This window comes from Cupriavidus taiwanensis LMG 19424 (genome assembly GCF_000069785.1).
GTDB classification, from domain to species: Bacteria; Pseudomonadota; Gammaproteobacteria; order Burkholderiales; family Burkholderiaceae; genus Cupriavidus; species Cupriavidus taiwanensis.
This window is the reverse complement of sequence record NC_010528.1, coordinates 126,674-143,079: the sequence shown is the minus strand read 5'-3', so window position 1 is coordinate 143,079 and position 16,406 is coordinate 126,674. Positions and strand designations below refer to the sequence as shown.

At 68.7% G+C, this 16,406-nt stretch carries 17 protein-coding genes; 6 read left to right on the top strand and 11 right to left on the bottom strand.

Translation table 11 applies throughout. The features are described from left to right. Positions 1–34: 34 nt before the first annotated feature. The 5 genes from RALTA_RS00715 to RALTA_RS00695 all read right to left on the bottom strand — a co-directional run bounded on the left by RALTA_RS00715 (position 35) and on the right by RALTA_RS00695 (position 4,867). Entirely contained in the window at positions 35–328 is a 294-nt protein-coding gene (locus tag RALTA_RS00715) for a hypothetical protein (RefSeq protein ID WP_012351485.1), read from the bottom strand. Between the two features lie 211 nt (positions 329–539). After that, positions 540–1,871, bottom strand: a complete 1,332-nt coding sequence (gene hslU, locus RALTA_RS00710) for an ATP-dependent protease ATPase subunit HslU (RefSeq protein WP_012351484.1) — start codon at positions 1,869–1,871, stop codon at positions 540–542. Between the two features lie 68 nt (positions 1,872–1,939). Continuing rightward, positions 1,940–2,476, bottom strand: a complete 537-nt coding sequence (hslV, locus tag RALTA_RS00705) for an ATP-dependent protease subunit HslV (protein ID WP_012351483.1) — start codon at positions 2,474–2,476, stop codon at positions 1,940–1,942. Positions 2,477–2,698: 222 nt separating this feature from the next. Then, a complete protein-coding gene (locus RALTA_RS00700; RefSeq protein WP_012351482.1) occupies positions 2,699–3,685 on the bottom strand; it encodes a tripartite tricarboxylate transporter substrate-binding protein in 987 nt (328 codons plus the stop codon). A gap of 282 nt (positions 3,686–3,967) precedes the next feature. Beyond that, positions 3,968–4,867 carry an alpha/beta fold hydrolase gene (locus RALTA_RS00695; protein ID WP_012351481.1) on the bottom strand — a complete coding sequence of 300 codons (900 nt, stop codon included), beginning with the start codon at positions 4,865–4,867 and terminating at the stop codon, positions 3,968–3,970. 105 nt (positions 4,868–4,972) lie between these two features. On the opposite strand from RALTA_RS00695, the gene RALTA_RS00690 reads away from it, so the two are divergent. The 6 genes from RALTA_RS00690 (at position 4,973) to RALTA_RS00665 (ending at position 11,930) form a co-directional block, all read left to right on the top strand. After that, a complete protein-coding gene (locus RALTA_RS00690) occupies positions 4,973–5,494 on the top strand; it encodes a Fur family transcriptional regulator (RefSeq protein ID WP_012351480.1) in 522 nt (173 codons plus the stop codon). A gap of 28 nt (positions 5,495–5,522) precedes the next feature. Continuing rightward, positions 5,523–6,620, top strand: a complete 1,098-nt coding sequence (locus RALTA_RS00685) for a CobW family GTP-binding protein (protein ID WP_012351479.1) — start codon at positions 5,523–5,525, stop codon at positions 6,618–6,620. 610 nt (positions 6,621–7,230) lie between these two features. Further along, positions 7,231–7,650, top strand: a complete 420-nt coding sequence (dksA, locus tag RALTA_RS00680; RefSeq protein ID WP_010813282.1) for an RNA polymerase-binding protein DksA — start codon at positions 7,231–7,233, stop codon at positions 7,648–7,650. A gap of 234 nt (positions 7,651–7,884) precedes the next feature. Continuing rightward, on the top strand, positions 7,885–9,174 hold the full coding sequence (locus tag RALTA_RS00675) for a GTP-binding protein (protein WP_012351477.1): 1,290 nt from the start codon (positions 7,885–7,887) through the stop codon (positions 9,172–9,174). Next, complete coding sequence (locus RALTA_RS00670) at positions 9,164–9,577, top strand: hypothetical protein (protein ID WP_012351476.1); 414 nt, start codon at positions 9,164–9,166, stop codon at positions 9,575–9,577. Before RALTA_RS00675 ends, RALTA_RS00670 begins: the two co-directional genes overlap by 11 nt. Before the next feature lie 157 nt (positions 9,578–9,734). Beyond that, positions 9,735–11,930: a TonB-dependent receptor gene (locus tag RALTA_RS00665; RefSeq protein WP_012351475.1), complete on the top strand. Its 2,196-nt coding sequence runs from the start codon at positions 9,735–9,737 to the stop codon at positions 11,928–11,930. Positions 11,931–12,146: 216 nt separating this feature from the next. Here RALTA_RS00665 and RALTA_RS00660 read toward each other — a convergent pair whose 3' ends face one another. Genes RALTA_RS00660 through RALTA_RS00635 form a run of 6 tightly spaced genes read right to left on the bottom strand, consistent with a single transcriptional unit; the run spans position 12,147 to position 16,232 of the window. After that, a complete protein-coding gene (locus RALTA_RS00660; protein ID WP_050976429.1) occupies positions 12,147–13,103 on the bottom strand; it encodes an MBL fold metallo-hydrolase in 957 nt (318 codons plus the stop codon). Next, entirely contained in the window at positions 13,073–13,315 is a 243-nt protein-coding gene (locus tag RALTA_RS00655; RefSeq protein WP_085960184.1) for a DUF1289 domain-containing protein, read from the bottom strand. The genes RALTA_RS00660 and RALTA_RS00655 overlap by 31 nt, the downstream gene beginning before the upstream one ends. A 21-nt stretch (positions 13,316–13,336) precedes the next feature. Beyond that, positions 13,337–13,765, bottom strand: a complete 429-nt coding sequence (locus RALTA_RS00650) for a thioesterase family protein (protein ID WP_012351472.1) — start codon at positions 13,763–13,765, stop codon at positions 13,337–13,339. After that, positions 13,762–14,280 carry a YbaK/EbsC family protein gene (locus RALTA_RS00645; protein WP_012351471.1) on the bottom strand — a complete coding sequence of 173 codons (519 nt, stop codon included), beginning with the start codon at positions 14,278–14,280 and terminating at the stop codon, positions 13,762–13,764. The genes RALTA_RS00650 and RALTA_RS00645 overlap by 4 nt, the downstream gene beginning before the upstream one ends. A 25-nt stretch (positions 14,281–14,305) precedes the next feature. Beyond that, entirely contained in the window at positions 14,306–15,241 is a 936-nt protein-coding gene (locus tag RALTA_RS00640) for a hydroxymethylglutaryl-CoA lyase (protein WP_012351470.1), read from the bottom strand. Positions 15,242–15,290: 49 nt separating this feature from the next. Then, positions 15,291–16,232, bottom strand: a complete 942-nt coding sequence (locus RALTA_RS00635) for a 2-hydroxyacid dehydrogenase (RefSeq protein WP_012351469.1) — start codon at positions 16,230–16,232, stop codon at positions 15,291–15,293. Between the last annotated feature and the right edge of the window lie 174 nt (positions 16,233–16,406).

Here is a 16,406-nt window from a genome sequence, read left to right as displayed (position 1 = left end):
GCGGCCTTTTGCATTGGCGAGGCATGGCGCCGCCTTACAGGCGCAGCTGGACGTAGTCCCAGTCGAGGCCGTCGGCGCCGTCCGGCGGCGTGCCGCTGTCGGCAATGCGCATGGCGTCGCCGGCATGGCGGTCCGCCAGCGTAAACAGCGCGCCCGAATCCAGCGCCAGTGTCGCCGCCGCGGCGGCCGCCGCGCCGATGGTGCCCGATTGCGCGGCTTCGGCCGCCGGCGTGGCCGGACGGATGCAAAGGAAGGCCGTGGCCGCGGCCAGCGCGGCGAGCAGGCCGCCCGTGGCGAGCACCACCCGGCGGGTCTTGTAATGGACCATGTGATTTCTCCTGCCAGTGGGTTGAGGGGGATGCGGTGGCTCCCGCACCGGTCAATCGACCGTCAAGGTGCGCAAGGGTCGCATTGCCCGGCCACGCCGGCCAGCGGGCTTACCAATGCTTACGAGCCTTACCGGGATGTGGCAGGTGGAAACGCACGGACATGAAAAAAGGCGCACCGTGGTGCGCCTTTCGCTTGCCATGCTGCGGGCTTTACAGCACGTAGCGCGACAGGTCCTCGTTGCCGGCGAGGTCGCCCAGGCGTTCCTCGACATACGCCGCATCGATGGTCACGGTCTCGCCGGACGACTTGCTGGCGTGGAACGACAGGTCTTCCAGCAGCCGCTCCATCACCGTATAGAGCCGGCGCGCGCCAATGTTCTCGACCTTCTCGTTGACCGAGAACGCGATTTCGGCAAGCCGGCGGATGCCGTCCGGCGCGAACACCAGGTTGACCTCTTCGGTGTTCAGCAGCGCCTGGTATTGCTTGGTCAGGCTGGCATCGGTCTGCGTCAGGATGGCCTCGAAGTCCTGCACCGACAGCGATTCCAGTTCGACGCGGATCGGGAAGCGGCCCTGCAGCTCGGGGATCAGGTCGCTCGGCTTGGACAGGTGGAACGCGCCCGAGGCAATGAACAGGATGTGGTCGGTCTTGATCATGCCGTACTTGGTGTTCACCGTGGTGCCTTCGACCAGCGGCAGCAGGTCGCGCTGCACGCCCTGGCGCGACACCTCGCCGCCGCCGATGTCGCTGCGGCTGGCGATCTTGTCGATCTCGTCCAGGAACACGATGCCGTTCTGCTCGACATTGGCGATGGCCTTGTGCTTCAGCTCCTCGTCATTGACCAGCTTGGCGGCCTCTTCGTCGATCAGCAGCTTGAAGGCTTCCTTGACCTTCATCTTGCGGCGCGCCTTCTTGCCCTGGCCCAGGCCGGCAAACATGGTGCGGATCTGCTCGGTCATGTCTTCCATGCCCGGCGGGCCCATGATGTCCATGCTCGGCATGCCGGCGGAAACCTCGAGCTCGATGTCCTTGTCGTCGAGCTGGCCTTCGCGCAGCTTCTTGCGGAACACCTGGCGCGTGTTGGAATCCTTCTCTTCCGGCTGCGAGAAGCCGATATCGCGCGGGGGCGGCAGCAGCACGTCGAGCAGCCGGTCCTCGGCCGCGTCCTCGGCCTTGGTGCGCACCTTCTTCATCTCGGATTCGCGCGTCTGCTTGATCGCCATCTCGGCGAGGTCGCGCACGATGGTGTCGACGTCGCGGCCGACATAGCCCACCTCGGTGAACTTGGTCGCCTCGATCTTGATGAAGGGCGCGTCGGCCAGCTTGGCCAGGCGCCGTGCGATCTCGGTCTTGCCGACGCCGGTCGGGCCGATCATCAGGATGTTCTTGGGGGTGATTTCCTGGCGCAGGGGCTCGGCCACCTGCTGGCGACGCCAGCGGTTGCGCAGCGCCACCGCCACGGCCTTCTTGGCCTTGTTCTGGCCGATGATGTGCTTGTCGAGTTCGGAAACGATTTCCGACGGGGTCATGGTGTGCGACATGGTATCCGTTCAGTTGGGGCGCGGTGCGGGGGGGGGGGCGTACGCCGGCCCCCGCTGGTGCCAGCGGCTTATTCCAGCGTCTCGATGACGAAATTGGTGTTGGTGTAGATGCAGAGCTCGCCGGCGATGGTCAGCGCCTTTTCGACCACGTCCTTCGGCGCCATCTCGGTGTTCTCCATCAGCGCCTTGGCCGCCGACTGCGCATACGCGCCGCCCGAGCCGATCGCGGCGATGCCGCCCTCGGGGTCCAGCACGTCGCCGTTGCCGGTGATGACCAGCGTGGTGTCGCGGTCGGCGGTGATCAGCATGGCCTCGAGCCGGCGCAGCGCGCGGTCCGAGCGCCAGTCCTTGGCAAGGTCGACCGCGGCGCGCGTCAGGTTGCCCTGGTATTTCTCGAGCTTGGCCTCGAAGCGGTCCAGCAGCGAGAAGGCGTCGGCGGTGCTGCCGGCAAACCCGACCAGCACCTTGCCGTTGTAGATGCGGCGCACCTTGCGGGCGGTGCCCTTCATCACGATATTGCCGAGCGTGACCTGACCATCACCGCCCAACGCGACCTGGTTGCCGCGGCGGACGCTGACGATGGTAGTGCCGTGATACTGTTCCATGGTGGCTTCCGTGAATATGTCAGGACCGTAGTTGGCGACGCTCCCGCACGGTTTCAAGGCCTGCCGCGCACCTCGCCGGTGGCGGCAGTCTGACCAATATAGGACGCCCGCCAACACGGGTCGCGCCGACCCGCAAACAAAAAGGGCCATGCGCAACGCATGGCCCTTCGGCACAACGCACCGGCCGGCAGGCCAGCGCGCCGCATGGATCACTCCACCGAATCAATCCGCATAGACACCAGCCTTCTTGATGACCGGGGTCCACTTGTTGATTTCGGCGCTCAGGTAGGTGCGCAGCGATTCAGGCGTGGCGCGCTGTGCAGGCACCGCTTCGGCGCCGAGCTCGGCCATCTTGGCGCGGAACGCCGGGTCGGCCACGGCCTTCTGCAGGGCGGCCGACAGCTTGTCGATCACCGGCTTGGGCGTGCCCTTGGGCGCGTACATGGCGTGCCAGACCTTCACTTCCACGTTCGGCATGCCCTGCTCGGCTGCCGTCGGGACGTCCTTGAACGCTTCCACGCGTTTTGCCTGCATGGCAGCGTACGGCTTGACCGAGTGCGCCTTCAGGTGGCCAGCCAGGTTGGTGGTCTGGTCGCACAGCAGGTTGACCTGGCCGCCCAGGATATCCGTCAGCGCCGGCGCCGCGCCCTTGTACGGCACGGTGGTCAGTTCGGTCTGGATCGCGCTCTGGAACAGCAGGCCGCACAGGTGCGAGGCCGAGCCGATGCCAGCGTTGGCCAGCGACAGCTTGGCGGCGTTGGCCTTGATGTACGGCAGCAGTTCCTTGAACGTGTTCGGCGGCAGCTGCTTGTTGCCGACCAGGATCATCGGCACGTCGGCGATCTCGCCGACCATCTCGAAGTCTTTCAGCGGATCGAAGCCCAGGTTGCGGTACAGCGCCGGGGCCGTGGCCATGCCGATATGGTGGATCAGCACGGTGTGGCCGTCGTTCTTGGCCTGGGCCACCTTCTTGGCGCCGATGGTGCCACCGGCGCCGCCCAGGTTTTCGATGACGATGGTCGAGCCCAGGTGCTTGGACATGATCGCGGTCAGCTCGCGCGACACCTTGTCGGTCGGGCCGCCGGCCGAGAACGGCACCACGGCCGAAATGGGCTTGCCGCCCGGGAATTCCTGCGCGTACGCGCCCGCCGCAACGCCCATCACGCCGACTGCCAGCGCGGCCGCGATCGTCTTTGCCACTCGTTTCATGCTCTCTTCTCCTGATTCCTTCGATACCCGTCAAGCAATGCCTTGCCGCCGGCCAGGCCCCCTGCTCGCGCGGGGCGCTCTACCGCGGTCTCACTAGCCGCGTTTGGACCAAGGCCGGCTGGCGCCGCTGCCCCTGCCGTAAACCGCAAGGGCGGGGGATGATGTTAGCAACACCAGACAATGCACAGGTATAGGGGCTAACCCGCCTGCAATCGACGTCATATGGCGCAAGAAATGGCAGCAATCGCCCGCAAAGTCCGCGTTTCGCAACACCGCCGCCGGCTAGCGGAAGAATCCGAGCATTTCCTCCAGCAGCGGCTCAGGAGCTTCCTCGGGGATGTAATGGCCGCAGGGCAGCGCGCGCCCGCTCACGTCGGCCGCCACTTCCTGCCACAGCGCCAGCGGCTCGAAGCAGCGCGCCACTACGCCGTGCTCGCCCCACAGCACGCGCAGCGGCAGCGCCAGGCGGCGCCCGGCCTCGCGGTCGGCGCGGTCGTGCTCGAGGTCAATGGTGGCGGCGGCGCGGTAGTCCTCGCACATGGCGTGCACGCGGGCCGGGTCGCGCATCGCCGCGGTGTAGGCGGCCATCGCGTCGGGGGCGAACGCGGCCAGGCCGGCGTGGCGCAAGCCCATCAGCTTCTGGATATAAAAATCCGGCTCGGCGTTGATCAAGGTCTCGGGGAACGGCGCCGGCTGGATCAGGAAGAACCAGTGCCAGTAGGCGGCGGCGAACGCCATGCTGGTGCGCTCGTACATGGCCAGCGTGGGCGCGATGTCGAGCAGCATGGCGCGGCTGACCGCATCGGGATGGTCCATGCAGAGCCGGTGCGAGACGCGCGCGCCGCGGTCATGGCCGCACAGCGCAAAGCGCCGGTACCCGAGCGCGGCCATCAGCGCGACCTGGTCCTGCGCCATGGTGCGCTTGCTGTAGCGCTCGTGGCCGGCATTGCCGGGCGGCGCCGAACTGCTGCCGTAGCCGCGCAGGTCGGTGGCGATCACGGTGAAGTGGTCGGCCAGCGCGGGCGCCACCCGGTGCCAGATCAGGTGGCTTTGCGGATGGCCGTGCAACAGCAGCAACGGCGGCCCCGAGCCGCCCCGCACCCCCGCGATCTCGACCTCGCCGACCTGCTGCCGGAACGGTTCGAAATTCGGGAACAGCAGCGCGCTCGCGTCATTCAGCATGGGGGTCTCCGCTCAGGTGGTCCTGTGCCGATCATAGGCGCAATCCGCGCTCGCGGCTGACGCAACTGAATTGCAACAACCGGATGGCTATGGTTAAATCCGGCCATGACCCGTCCCAGTCCGGACCGGCCGGCCGTGGCGCCGGAACCGGCAATCCCGACCCAGGCGGCCCTGGAGGCCGCCCACGAGCGCCTGCGCCGGCTGGGCGCGCGCGTGACCCAGCCGCGGCTGTGCATCCTGGCGTGCCTGATTGGCAGCGATGACGCGCTGACCCACCAGGCCGTGATCGACCGGTTGCCCGAGGCCGGCGAAACCATCGACCGTGTCACCGTCTACCGCGTGCTGGACTGGCTGGTGGACCAGGGCGTGGCGCAGAAGCGCGCCGGCAACGACCGCGTGTTCCGCTTCAGCCTGGTCGAGCACGAGGCCGCGCGCGCGCAGGAACATCGCCAGCACAGCCATTTCCACTGCACCCGCTGCGACCGCACCTTCTGCCTGGACGATGCCGGCGCGCCGGCGCAGCCGGCGGCGCCGCGCGTGCCCAGCGGCTTTGCCATCGAACATGTCGAGCTGACCGTGAACGGCGTCTGCGCCGAGTGCGGCAAGCGTACGCGCGCCGCCCACTGACCGGCACTCATTTCCCGGAGAACCAACAATGTCCAAACTGATCCCGGTCACGATCCTGACCGGCTTCCTCGGCAGCGGCAAGACCACCCTGCTCAAGCGCATCCTGAACGAGCAGCACGGCATGAAGATCGCCGTGATCGAGAACGAGTTCGGCGAAGAAAACATCGACAACGAAATCCTGGTGCAGGACGGCCGCGAGCAGATCGTGCAGATGAGCAACGGCTGCATCTGCTGCACCATCCGCGGTGACCTGGTGCAGGCGCTGTCGACGCTGCTGACGCGCCGCGACGCCGGCGAGATCGAATTCGACCGCGTGGTGATCGAGACCACCGGCGTGGCGAACCCGGGCCCGGTGGCGCAGACCTTCTTCATGGACGAGGAAATCGCCTCGCGCTACCTGCTCGACGCGGTGATCACGCTGGTCGACGCCAAGCACGCCCACCTGCAGCTCGACAAGCAGGAAGAGGCGCAGCGCCAGGTCGGCTTTGCCGACGCCATCTTCATCACCAAGTCTGACCTGGTCGGCGAAGGCGACGTGGCCGAGCTGCGCCACCGCCTGCTGCATATGAACCCGCGCGCGCCCATCCGCCAGGTCAATTTCGGCGAGGCGCCGATCGACGCCATCTTCGACCTGCGCGGCTTCAACCTGAACGCCAAGCTCGAGATCGACCCGGAATTCCTGCGCGCCGAGGAACACGACCACGCGCATGACCATGAACACGACCATGAGCACGGCGACCATTGCGGCAACGATTGTGGCCACGATCACGACCACGATCACGGGCATGCCCATGGCCATGCGCACGACCACCATCATCACCACCACCACACCGACCGCATCGCGTCGTTCGTGTTCCGCAGCGACAAGCCCTTCCACTACGGCAAGCTGGAAGAATTCCTGTCCGGAATCCTGGCGGTCTACGGCGAAAAACTGTTGCGCTACAAGGGCGTACTATATATGGAGGGGGTGGACCGCAAAGTGGTGTTCCAGGGCGTTCACCAGCTGATGGGCAGCGACATCGGTGCCAAGTGGGAAGACGAGACCCCGGGCACGCGCATGGTGTTCATCGGCGTGGACCTGCCCCGCGACGCCATCCTCAAGGGCCTGGAGAACTGCCTGGCCTGAGTGCGCCTGCCGTCCCTTGGGCGGCACCCCATCCGACACCGCCCCGCGGCTGCCCCCCGTTCGGGGTACCGGGGAAATACCGAAGCGCCAGCCGGTTTTCCCCGTATCTCCGAAAAATTTGTTCAAGTACAATAGGCCGGATTTGATACCGGTGGCGCACCTTTTTCCCGCCACCGGTGTCCGGTCCACCGCTTGCCGGTGGACTTGCAGGGCGGCGGTTGTCGTCAGCATGAGGCAGGCCGCCAGCAGGTGCGGTCGCAGTGCTTCGTGCGGAGACCGCCTGTTCCGCTTGGGGTACCCCGACGCGCGCCGTCACTGACTGACGCGAGAGAGAGGTGCCCCCATGACAGCCGCAACGAAGACCAAAGAAAGCCGCAGCAAGACTGGTAGTGCCGCGGCAGAGACGCTCAAGGCGCAGCCTGTGAAGGCCGCGCCCGCTCCCCGCGGCAGTACGGCGAACGCCGAAGCGGGCGCAAGGAAGGGAGGCCCGCGAAGCAGCAAGACTGCAGCCAGCCAGAGTGAAACAACCGTGGCGCGCAAGCGCTCGGACAGCGCACCCGCGCGGACTGAGACGCCGCCGGCCGCATCAACAAGAGAATCAGCAGCAACCATGAGCAGCAACAAACTTCTGACTGAAGCTGAAATCCTGAAGATGAGCGACAAGGATTACATGAACGAAGCGCAGCTCGCCTTCTTCAAGCACCGCCTTGAACAGCTGCGCGACGAAATCCTGAAGAACGCTGACCAGACCACGGAACACCTGCGCGAAACCGTGATCGTGCCGGATCCGGCCGACCGCGCCACCATCGAGGAAGAACACGCGCTGGAACTGCGCACGCGTGACCGCGAGCGCAAGCTGCTGAAGAAGGTCGAACAGTCGCTGCAGCGCATCGAGTCCGGCGACTACGGCTGGTGCGAGGAAACCGGCGAGCCGATCGGCGTGCCGCGCCTGCTGGCGCGCCCGACCGCGACGCTGTCGCTGGAAGCGCAGCAACGCCGCGAACTGCGCCAGAAGCTGTTCGGCGACTGAAGCACCGCGCGCCGGCCAGCCGGCGCCAGCGTGAGCAACATTGACGGCCCGGGTCCCCGGGCCGTTTGTTTTGGGTCCCCGCACCAGCCCTTGTCGCGCCAGGGCCACGGGCTACCATTGAGAATCATCCGGCTGTTGCCGCCGCGGCCTTTCTGGTAAATTCGCAACCTTGTTGCAACAGCGCCCGCGACCTTTGCGCGTTGCGTTGCCTCCTCCACATTCCCTGCTGCTGCCATGGCTGATCGCCTGCCCGTCACCGTGCTGTCCGGTTTTCCCGGCGCCGGCAAGACCTCGCTGCTGAACCACCTGCTCGCGCATGGCGTGGGCGGGCGTGTCGGCGTGCTGGTCTGCGGTGCGCAGGACGGGCAAGCCCTGGCGCCCTTGCCGCCAGGTTGCGAGGCCACGCTGCTGCCTTCGGGCGAGCCGCTGCTTGCCGAGGCCGCAAGGCTGGCCGCCACGGGCCGTTTCGACACGCTGCTGGTGGAAGCCGACGGCCTGGACGAGCCGCTGGCCATCGCCGAAGGCTTCCTGTTCGAGGCCGAACATGGCGCCGGGCCGGACGCGGCCGTGCAGCCCGACACGCTGGTGACCGTGGTCGATGCCGCCACCGTGCTGCGCGACCTCAACGAAGCCGAGTTCCTCGCCGACCGTGGCCTGGCGCAGGGCCAGGACGACGACCGCACGGTGGCCGAGGTACTGGTCGCGCAGATCGAAGCCTGCGACGTGATCGTGCTGAACAAGGCCGACCTTGTCGGCGCCGCCGAGCTGGCGCGGCTGCGCGCGGCGCTGCAGGCGCTGAACCCGCGCGCCGACATCGTCGAGGCCAGCTTCGGCAAGGTGCCGCCCGGGCGCGTGCAGGGCACCGGCCGCTTTGATTTCGAAGCCGTCGCCGATGGCGCCGGCTGGCTCGCCGCACTGCGTGGCCAAGTGCCCGCGGCGGACGCCGCCAGCGGCGTCTCCACGCTGGTCTACCGCCGCCGCCGCCCGTTCCATCCGCAACGCTTCGCCGACCTGATCCATACCGAATGGCTGCGCGAGCACGGCAGCGTGCTGCGCTCGAAGGGCCTGTTCTGGCTGGCGGGCCGCATGGAGACCGCTGGCGACTGGAGCCAGTCCGGCGGTGTCTGCCGCCATGGCGGCGCCGGCGCCTGGTGGGTCGCGCTGGACCCGGCGGAATGGCCGGCCGACGCCGCCGAGCGTGCCGAAGTCGAGGCCGACATGCAAGACGGCGGCGTCCCGGCACCGTTCGGCGACCGCCGCCAGGAACTGGTGCTGATCGGCCTGGACCTGGACCATGCCGCGCTACAGGCCCGTCTCGACGCCTGCCTGCTGAGCGATGCCGAGATGGCCGCCGGCGTGGAGGCATGGGCCGCCTACCCCGACCCCTTCCCGGCCTGGGTCGACGATTTCGACGACGATCACGATCACAGCCATGACCACGGCCACCGCCACGGCGATGACTGCGGCTGCGGCGATCCCGGCCACGATCACGGCCACCCGCACGGCCATCCCCATGCGCACTGACTGGTTGGCCCGCCTGCGCGTGCACGGCCCGGGCCTCTGGTCCGCGCTGTGGCTGGCGCTGTGCCTGCTGCTGGCGCAGCATGCCGGGCTGACCCACCGCATCGTCCACGGCGGCCTGCCGGCTCCGGCTGGGGCTGCGGCGGTAGTCGACACCACCGCCAGCACCACCGCCGCGTCCGACCCTGACCCGCATCCGCTGGCTCAGGTTTTCGGCGCGCACTCGTGCGTGCTGTTCGATGGCGCCACCGTCGCCGATATGCATAGCGGCAAGCTGCCGCCGCTGCAGCTTGCCTTCGGCAAACCGGTCAAGCCGGCGAGCCTCGCCTGGCGCTGGCCCGACCTGCCCACTGCCCATCCCTTCCAATCGCGCGCGCCACCGGCGCTGGCCATCGTCCTCGCCTGACCGGGACGCGGCCATTGCCGCGCACCCGCCGCCTTACGCATTCCGACTGAACACGCGCCCTTCCGGCCGCGCCGCCACGCCCCTCGCGGGCGCGCCGCGCCTGGCCGGACGCCGCCGTGCCAGCCGGGCCGATCGCCACTGCATTGCTCCGCGCGCCATGTCGAAGAACCGTTACACCGCCCGCCGTTACACCCGATCCGTCGCCCCGCGCCTGACCCCGCTGGCGGCACTTGCCGCCTCCCTGACCACCACGCTGGCCACAGCTTTCGTGGCACCCGCCGCGCTGGCGCAGACCGCCACGGCGCCTGCCGCCGATGCCGCGCCGGCCACGCCCGCCTCGGCCCCCGCGGCCGCCACGCTGCGCGAGGTGGTGGTCACCGCCAACCCGCTGGGCAGCGACCTGAACGACATGGTGGCGCCGGTCTCGACGCTGGGCGGCGACGCGCTGACCGTGCGCCAGGCCAGCACGCTGGGCGAGACCCTGGACAAGCTGCCGGGGGTGTCGTCCACCTACTTCGGCCCCAATGCCAGCCGGCCGGTCATCCGCGGCCTGGACGGCGACCGTATCAAGGTGCTGCAGAACGGCGGCACCACGGTGGACGCCTCGACGCTGTCCTACGACCACGCCGTGCCGGTGGATCCGCTGGTGGCCGAGCGCATCGAAGTCGTGCGCGGCCCGGCGGCGCTGATGTACGGCGGCAATGCCATCGGCGGCGTGGTCAACGTGATCGACAACCGCATTCCGAAGGAGCCGATCGAAGGCGTCGGCGGCGCGGTCGATGCCAGCGCCACCGCCGGCGGCGACCAGGCGCGCAACGCCAGCGCGCTGATCGAGGCGGGCAACGGCAAGTTTGCCGTCCACGCCGATGCCTTTGCCCGCAAAACCAGCGACCTGCGCATCCCCGGCTACGCGCGCAGCGACCGCCTGCGCAACGCCGAGCCGCTGCCCGAAGGCGAGGCCGAACCCTACGGTCGCCTGCCCAACACCAGCGCAGACCAGCAGGGCGGCTCGCTGGGCGGCTCCTACACCTGGGCCGATGGCTTCCTCGGCGCCAACTACAGCGCCTACCGCAACGACTACGGCACGCCCGCCGAGGACGCGGTGCGGCTGAAGATGAAGCAGGACCGCTTCGCGCTGGAAGGCGAGGCGCGCAACCTCGCCGGCAATACCGGCGGCTGGTTCGAGTCGGTCAAGGGCAAGGTCAGCTTTACCGACTACGAGCACCGCGAAATCGAGGACGGCGAGACCGGCACGATCTTCAAGAACCGCGGCTGGGATGCGCGCTTCGAGGCGCGCCATGCAAAGATCGGCAACATGACGGGCGTGGTCGGCACGCAGTTCGGCCACACCAACTTCTCGGCGCTGGGCGAAGAGGCCTTCGTGCCCAGCACCAACACCGACAACGCCGCGCTGTTCCTGTTCGAAGAACTGCCCCTCACGGCCGGCGGCGACCTGAAGCTGAACTTCGGCGGCCGGCTCGACCACAGCAGCGTCAAGGCCAGTGCCAACGGCAATGACCGCTTCGCCGACGCCAGCCGCAGCTTCAACGCCACCAGCGCCTCGGCCGGCCTGCTGTACAAGATGAACCCCGCATGGTCGCTGACCAGCAACCTGTCCTACACGGAGCGCGCGCCGACCTTCTACGAGCTGTACGCCAACGGCCCCCATGTCGCCACCGGCGCCTGGGAAGTGGGCGACCCCAATGCCAACAAGGAGCGCGCGACCTCGATCGACCTGGGCGTGCGCTTCAAGTCCGGCGCGCACAGCGCCGGCGTGTCGGGCTACTACAGCCGCTTTGCCAACTACCTCGCGCTCAGCGCCACCGGCCGCGCGCGCGACGAGGCGGGCGACGTGGTCGCGGCCGGCAGCCCGGACGCGCTGCCCGAGTTCCAGTACCTGGGCGTGCCGGCCACGCTGTACGGCTTCGAGGCGGAAGGCAAGACACGCCTGCTGCAGAAGATGCTGACCAGCAGCGACACGCTGGACTTCGAGGCGCGTGCCGACTACGTGCGCGGCGAAAACCGCGACACCGGCGAACCGCTGCCGCGCCTCGCACCGCTGCGCCTGGGCGGCGCCCTGGTGTATGGCGCCGGGCCATGGGGCGCGCGCGTGGACGTCACCTACGCGGCCAAGCAGACGCGCGTGCCGTCCAACGACACGCCGACCGATGCCTACACGCTGCTGAGCCTGGCGCTGACCTACAAGTTCAAGGCGGCGGGGACGCAGACGCTGGTGTACCTGCGCGGCGACAACCTGACCAACCAGGACGCGCGCAACGCGGCGTCGATCCTGCGGGATATCGCGCCGATGGCGGGCAGGAGTGTGAAGGTTGGGTTCAGGACGTCGTTCTGAAGACAAGACTGCGGTGCGAGCGGGGGCGGTACTTCGTGGAGGCACCGGCCCTCTCCCCCGGCCCCTCTCCCGCGCGCGGGATAGGGGAGCAAACCAGCGAAAGTTTGATGCCGTGGCCATGGTCCAAAGGCCAGCGGGGTTCTCCCCTCTCCCGCTTGCGGGAGAGGGGCGGGGGAGAGGGCAGGCGCGTCGATCCCCAACACACTTCAGACAAACCTAATCCCGATTCACCACCCACTCCCCCTCGATCTGCGCCGCCCCCACCCGCGCCAGCGCCCCCACCGTCTGCGCGCAGATCTCGGCCATCTGCTGCTCCGGCATAAAGCGCTCGCGCATGTGCGCCATCAGCGGTGCCGCCTCCATCCAGGCGGCCAATGCCGCCAGCGTCATCCGCTGCGCCTCCAGCAGCTTGAATTTCACCAGCACCTTGACCGCGTGCGCGGCATTGCGCGACGGGTCGGCGCTCAGGTACGCCAGGCGCCCCTGCGCGCGTTCGACCGCCGCGGCGACGTCGGTGAACATGCTGCCGTGGCCCGGGATCACCACGCGTACATCGAGTTGCGCGATGCGCGCCAGCACGGCCGCCTGTTCGGCAAAGCCGCTCTCGCCTTCGAGCTCGGGAAAGATCACGCCGAAGCCGTTCTCCCAGAGCGCGTCGCCGGAGATCAGGATGCGCTCGGCCGGCGCGAACAGCATCACCGCGTGCGGGTCATGGCCGGGGGCCGCCACCACCTGCCAGTCGATGCCGCCCAGGCGCAGCGTGTCGCCGTCGCTGAGCACGCTGTCGAAGCTGAAGCGGTCGCACTGCTGGCCGGTGGCCTTGTAGCTGAGCGCTTCCGTATCCCACGCGGCAACGGCCGCGGCCTCGGCCGCGGGGATCGCGGTGCGCGGCTGCCAACGCGCCTGCAGCGCGGCGTTGCCGCCGCAGTGGTCGGAGTGGAGATGGGTATTGATCACGCGTGCGAGCGGCCGGCCCTGCAAGGCGGTCGCCACCAGCGCCACCGTCTGCGGCGCGTGGGTGACGTAGCCGGTATCGACCAGCACCGTATCGTCGCCCTCAGCGAACAGGATATTGTTTGCCGACAGCCAGCCGCGCTCGAACACGCGCATGGTGGCCGGCAACTGCGGGACCGGGCGTTCGCTCAAGGGGATGTCTCCTCGCCTGCCAGCCATGCGGCGCGCTGCGGCAGTTGCGCCCAGATGCGGCGCTTGTCTTCATCGCCGGCGGACGACCAGCCGGCAATCTCTTCGATGGTGCGCAGGCAGCCTGCGCAGTAGCCGGTGGCCGGATCCATGCGGCAGACGTTGCGGCATGGCGACGGCACCGGCGAGGCCCGCTGTGCGGCGTCGGCCTGAGCGGCCAGCTCGGCAGGTGTGAGGGCCATGGCGTTGCGCGCGCTCGCCACTCAGCCCGCCGCGCGCGCGGCCTTGGCCGCGACCTTCTGGTTGAAGCGGCCGGCGTCGATCAGGTGGCGCTCGTGCACGCCCTCGGAGATCTTGTCCTCGCCGTCCCATGCGCTCAGCTGGAAACGCAGGCGGCGCCCGTCCACTTCGACCAGTTCGCCCTTGACCGTCACGGTCATGCCCGGCGGTGTCGGCGCCAGGTGCGAGAAACTGACCAGCGTGCCGAGCGACTGCTCGCGCGGCCAGTCCAGGTGCTCGCGCAGCATCTGCAGGCAGGCGCACTCCATGATGCCGACCAGGTAGCCGGTGGCCAGCACGTCGGGCATCTCCGGGCAGCCCGGGATATCGTCATACAGGCGCGGCACCGTGGCCTTGGGCGGCACCGTGTACTGCCAGCTGAACGCCAGCCCGGGGCGCAGGTCCGGGCTCATGCCGCCGCTCCGGGAGTGCCCGCGGCCGCGATCGCGACATCGGCCACTTCGGCCCCGGTCATCTGCTGCAGCTGGTGCGGCGTCAGGTTGAACACCGCATGCGGATGGCCCGCCGCGGCCCACAGGCTGTCGTAGCGGAACAGGTCCTGGTCCAGCAGCATCACCGGCGCCACCGCATGGCCGATCGGGCAGACGCCGCCGATGGCATAGCCGGTCTTCTCGCGCACGAAGCGCGCGTCGGCCTTGCCCAGCGCGCCCACGCGCGCGGCAACCTTGGCCTCGTCGACGCGGTTGCTGCCGCTGGCGATCACCAGCACCGGCGCATCGTCGGCGACGCGGCGGAAGATGATGGACTTGGCGATCTCCGCCACGCTGCAGCCCAGCCCCGCCGCGGCCTCGGCCGAGGTCTTGCCGGTCGCGGGCAGCATCACCACCGGCCGGTCGTGGCCGATCCCGGCGAGCAGGTCCGCGACGCGCTGCGCGGATTCGGGCAGCGCCTGGTCAGGCATCGTCATGCTTGCTCCTGTTTGCCGCCGCGCATTACACGCACGCCGGTGCCGCGTCGCTGGCGGCGGCCCATTTGGTCAGCAGGGCGCGGCCCACGCGCGAACTGTTGGCGCGGCCGATCGCCTGCGAGATGTAGTCGCCGGCGCGGACCACCGCTTCCAGGTCGATGCCGGTGTGGATGCCCATGCCGTGCAGCATGTAGAGCACGTCTTCGGTGGCAACGTTGCCGGTGGCGCCCTTGGCATAGGGGCAGCCGCCCAGGCCCGCGACCGAGGCGTGGAAGATCGCGACGCCCACTTCCAGGCTGGCCAGGATGTTGGACAGGGCCTGGCCGTAGGTGTCGTGGAAATGGCCGGAGATCCGGTCCAGCGCAAATTCCGCCGCGGCGGCGCGCATCACTTCCTGCACGCGCCCGGGCGTGCCCACGCCGATGGTGTCGGCGATGTCGATCTCGTCGCAGCCCAGCTCGCGCATGCGCCGCACCACGTCGACCACCGAACTGACCGGCACCTCGCCCTGGTAGGGGCAGCCGAGCGCGCACGAGATGCTGCCGCGCAGGCGCACGCCCTGCTCTTTGGCCGCCGCCGCCACCGGCGCGAAGCGCGCGATCGACTCGGCGATCGAGCAGTTGATGTTCTTCTGCGAGAACGCCTCGCTGGCCGCGCCGAAGATCACCACCTCGTCGGCGCCGGCCGCGATCGCGCCCTCGAAGCCCTTCATGTTCGGCGTCAGCGCCGAATACAGCGTGCCCGCGCGGCGCTGGATGCGCGCCATCACCTCGGCGCCGTCGGCCATCTGCGGCACCCATTTGGGCGACACGAACGAGGCGGCCTCGATATTGACAAAGCCGGCGTCGGTCAGCTGGTTGATCAGCGCGACCTTCACGTCCGTCGGCACCATTGCCTTCTCGTTCTGCAGGCCGTCGCGCGGGCCCACTTCAACGATCTTCACGTAGTTAGGCATGGTCATGGCTGTCTCCTGTCGATTATCCGGTGGGGTATGGGGCGGGTATGGCTGGTCAGTAGCCGCGCTGCAGGTCGACCACGCCCGCGATCGGCTGGCCGGCGCGCAGCGCGCGGATCTTGCCGGCAATCTGCGCGATGCTGTCCTCGCGCAGCGTCAGCGCGGAGATATGCGGCGTCATGGTGATGCGCGGCTCCTGCCAGAACGGGTGTTCGGCGGGCAGCGGCTCGGTGCGGAACACGTCCAGCGTGGCGCCCGCGATCTGGCCCGCCTGCACCGCCGCGAGCAGGTCGGCTTCGACCAGGTGCTGGCCGCGCGCGACATTGATCACGTAGGCGCCCTGCGCCAGCTTGCCGAACAGTTCGCCATTCAGGATGTTCTCGGTCTGCGGCGTCAGCGGCAGCACGTTGACCAGCACGCGCAGGCCGTCCAGGAACGGCGCGCGGCCGGCATCGCCGTGGAATCCCACCACGCCCTCGACGGCGCGCGCGGTGCGGCTCCAGCCGCGCACCGGGAAGCCGAAGCCGGCCAGCGTGCGGGCGATATGGGTGCCGAGCGTGCCGATGCCCATCACGCCGATAGTGAAGTCAGAGCGGCGATGCGGCTTGAGGAATTTCCACTTGCCCGCCTGCGCCTGTGCGGCGTACTCGTCCAGCCGGCGGAAATAGCGCAGCACGGCAGAGGTGACGTATTCGGCCATCTGCGCCGCCATGCCGGCGTCGTCCAGCCGCACGATCGGCACGCCGGCCGGCAGCGCCTGCGGATCCTCGTCGCGCAGGCGCAGGATGCCATCGACCCCGGCGCCCAGGTTGAATACCGCCTTCAGGTCGGTGCGGCCGCGCAGCATGTCGGCGGGAGGGCGCCAGACCACCGCGTAATCGGCAGATTCGCCGCGGCTGTCGTCCCAGGTCACGCATGTGGCTTCGGGCAGCGCCTCGGCGAAGCCTTCGATCCACGGTTGGTAACGGCCATCGGGAACGTACAACTGCAACTTCATGATGTCTCCAGCGACTCTGGTGGTGCAAAGGGCTATTTTGGCAGAGGAATGCGTCGCGGGGGCGAATGGCGGGCGGCATCGTGGGCACGCCCGCCATGTGCCGGGCGGCGTGGCGGCGGCTATTGGTCCTTCCTGTTCCGCGTCGCGACAGCGCCGGCCCGTGATACGTGACGC

Bases quoted from the DNA above. Each gene is read 5' to 3' on its own strand.
- RALTA_RS00715 (WP_012351485.1), bottom strand. From the start codon at position 328: ATGGTCCATTACAAGACCCGCCGGGTGGTGCTCGCCACGGGCGGCCTG.
- hslU (WP_012351484.1), bottom strand. From the start codon at position 1,871: ATGTCGCACACCATGACCCCGTCGGAAATCGTTTCCGAACTCGACAAG.
- hslV (WP_012351483.1), bottom strand. From the start codon at position 2,476: ATGGAACAGTATCACGGCACTACCATCGTCAGCGTCCGCCGCGGCAAC.
- RALTA_RS00700 (WP_012351482.1), bottom strand. From the start codon at position 3,685: ATGAAACGAGTGGCAAAGACGATCGCGGCCGCGCTGGCAGTCGGCGTG.
- RALTA_RS00695 (WP_012351481.1), bottom strand. From the start codon at position 4,867: ATGCTGAATGACGCGAGCGCGCTGCTGTTCCCGAATTTCGAACCGTTC.
- RALTA_RS00690 (WP_012351480.1), top strand. From the start codon at position 4,973: ATGACCCGTCCCAGTCCGGACCGGCCGGCCGTGGCGCCGGAACCGGCA.
- RALTA_RS00685 (WP_012351479.1), top strand. From the start codon at position 5,523: ATGTCCAAACTGATCCCGGTCACGATCCTGACCGGCTTCCTCGGCAGC.
- dksA (WP_010813282.1), top strand. From the start codon at position 7,231: ATGAGCAGCAACAAACTTCTGACTGAAGCTGAAATCCTGAAGATGAGC.
- RALTA_RS00675 (WP_012351477.1), top strand. From the start codon at position 7,885: ATGGCTGATCGCCTGCCCGTCACCGTGCTGTCCGGTTTTCCCGGCGCC.
- RALTA_RS00670 (WP_012351476.1), top strand. From the start codon at position 9,164: ATGCGCACTGACTGGTTGGCCCGCCTGCGCGTGCACGGCCCGGGCCTC.
- RALTA_RS00665 (WP_012351475.1), top strand. From the start codon at position 9,735: ATGTCGAAGAACCGTTACACCGCCCGCCGTTACACCCGATCCGTCGCC.
- RALTA_RS00660 (WP_050976429.1), bottom strand. From the start codon at position 13,103: ATGGCTGGCAGGCGAGGAGACATCCCCTTGAGCGAACGCCCGGTCCCG.
- RALTA_RS00655 (WP_085960184.1), bottom strand. From the start codon at position 13,315: ATGGCCCTCACACCTGCCGAGCTGGCCGCTCAGGCCGACGCCGCACAG.
- RALTA_RS00650 (WP_012351472.1), bottom strand. From the start codon at position 13,765: ATGAGCCCGGACCTGCGCCCCGGGCTGGCGTTCAGCTGGCAGTACACG.
- RALTA_RS00645 (WP_012351471.1), bottom strand. From the start codon at position 14,280: ATGACGATGCCTGACCAGGCGCTGCCCGAATCCGCGCAGCGCGTCGCG.
- RALTA_RS00640 (WP_012351470.1), bottom strand. From the start codon at position 15,241: ATGACCATGCCTAACTACGTGAAGATCGTTGAAGTGGGCCCGCGCGAC.
- RALTA_RS00635 (WP_012351469.1), bottom strand. From the start codon at position 16,232: ATGAAGTTGCAGTTGTACGTTCCCGATGGCCGTTACCAACCGTGGATC.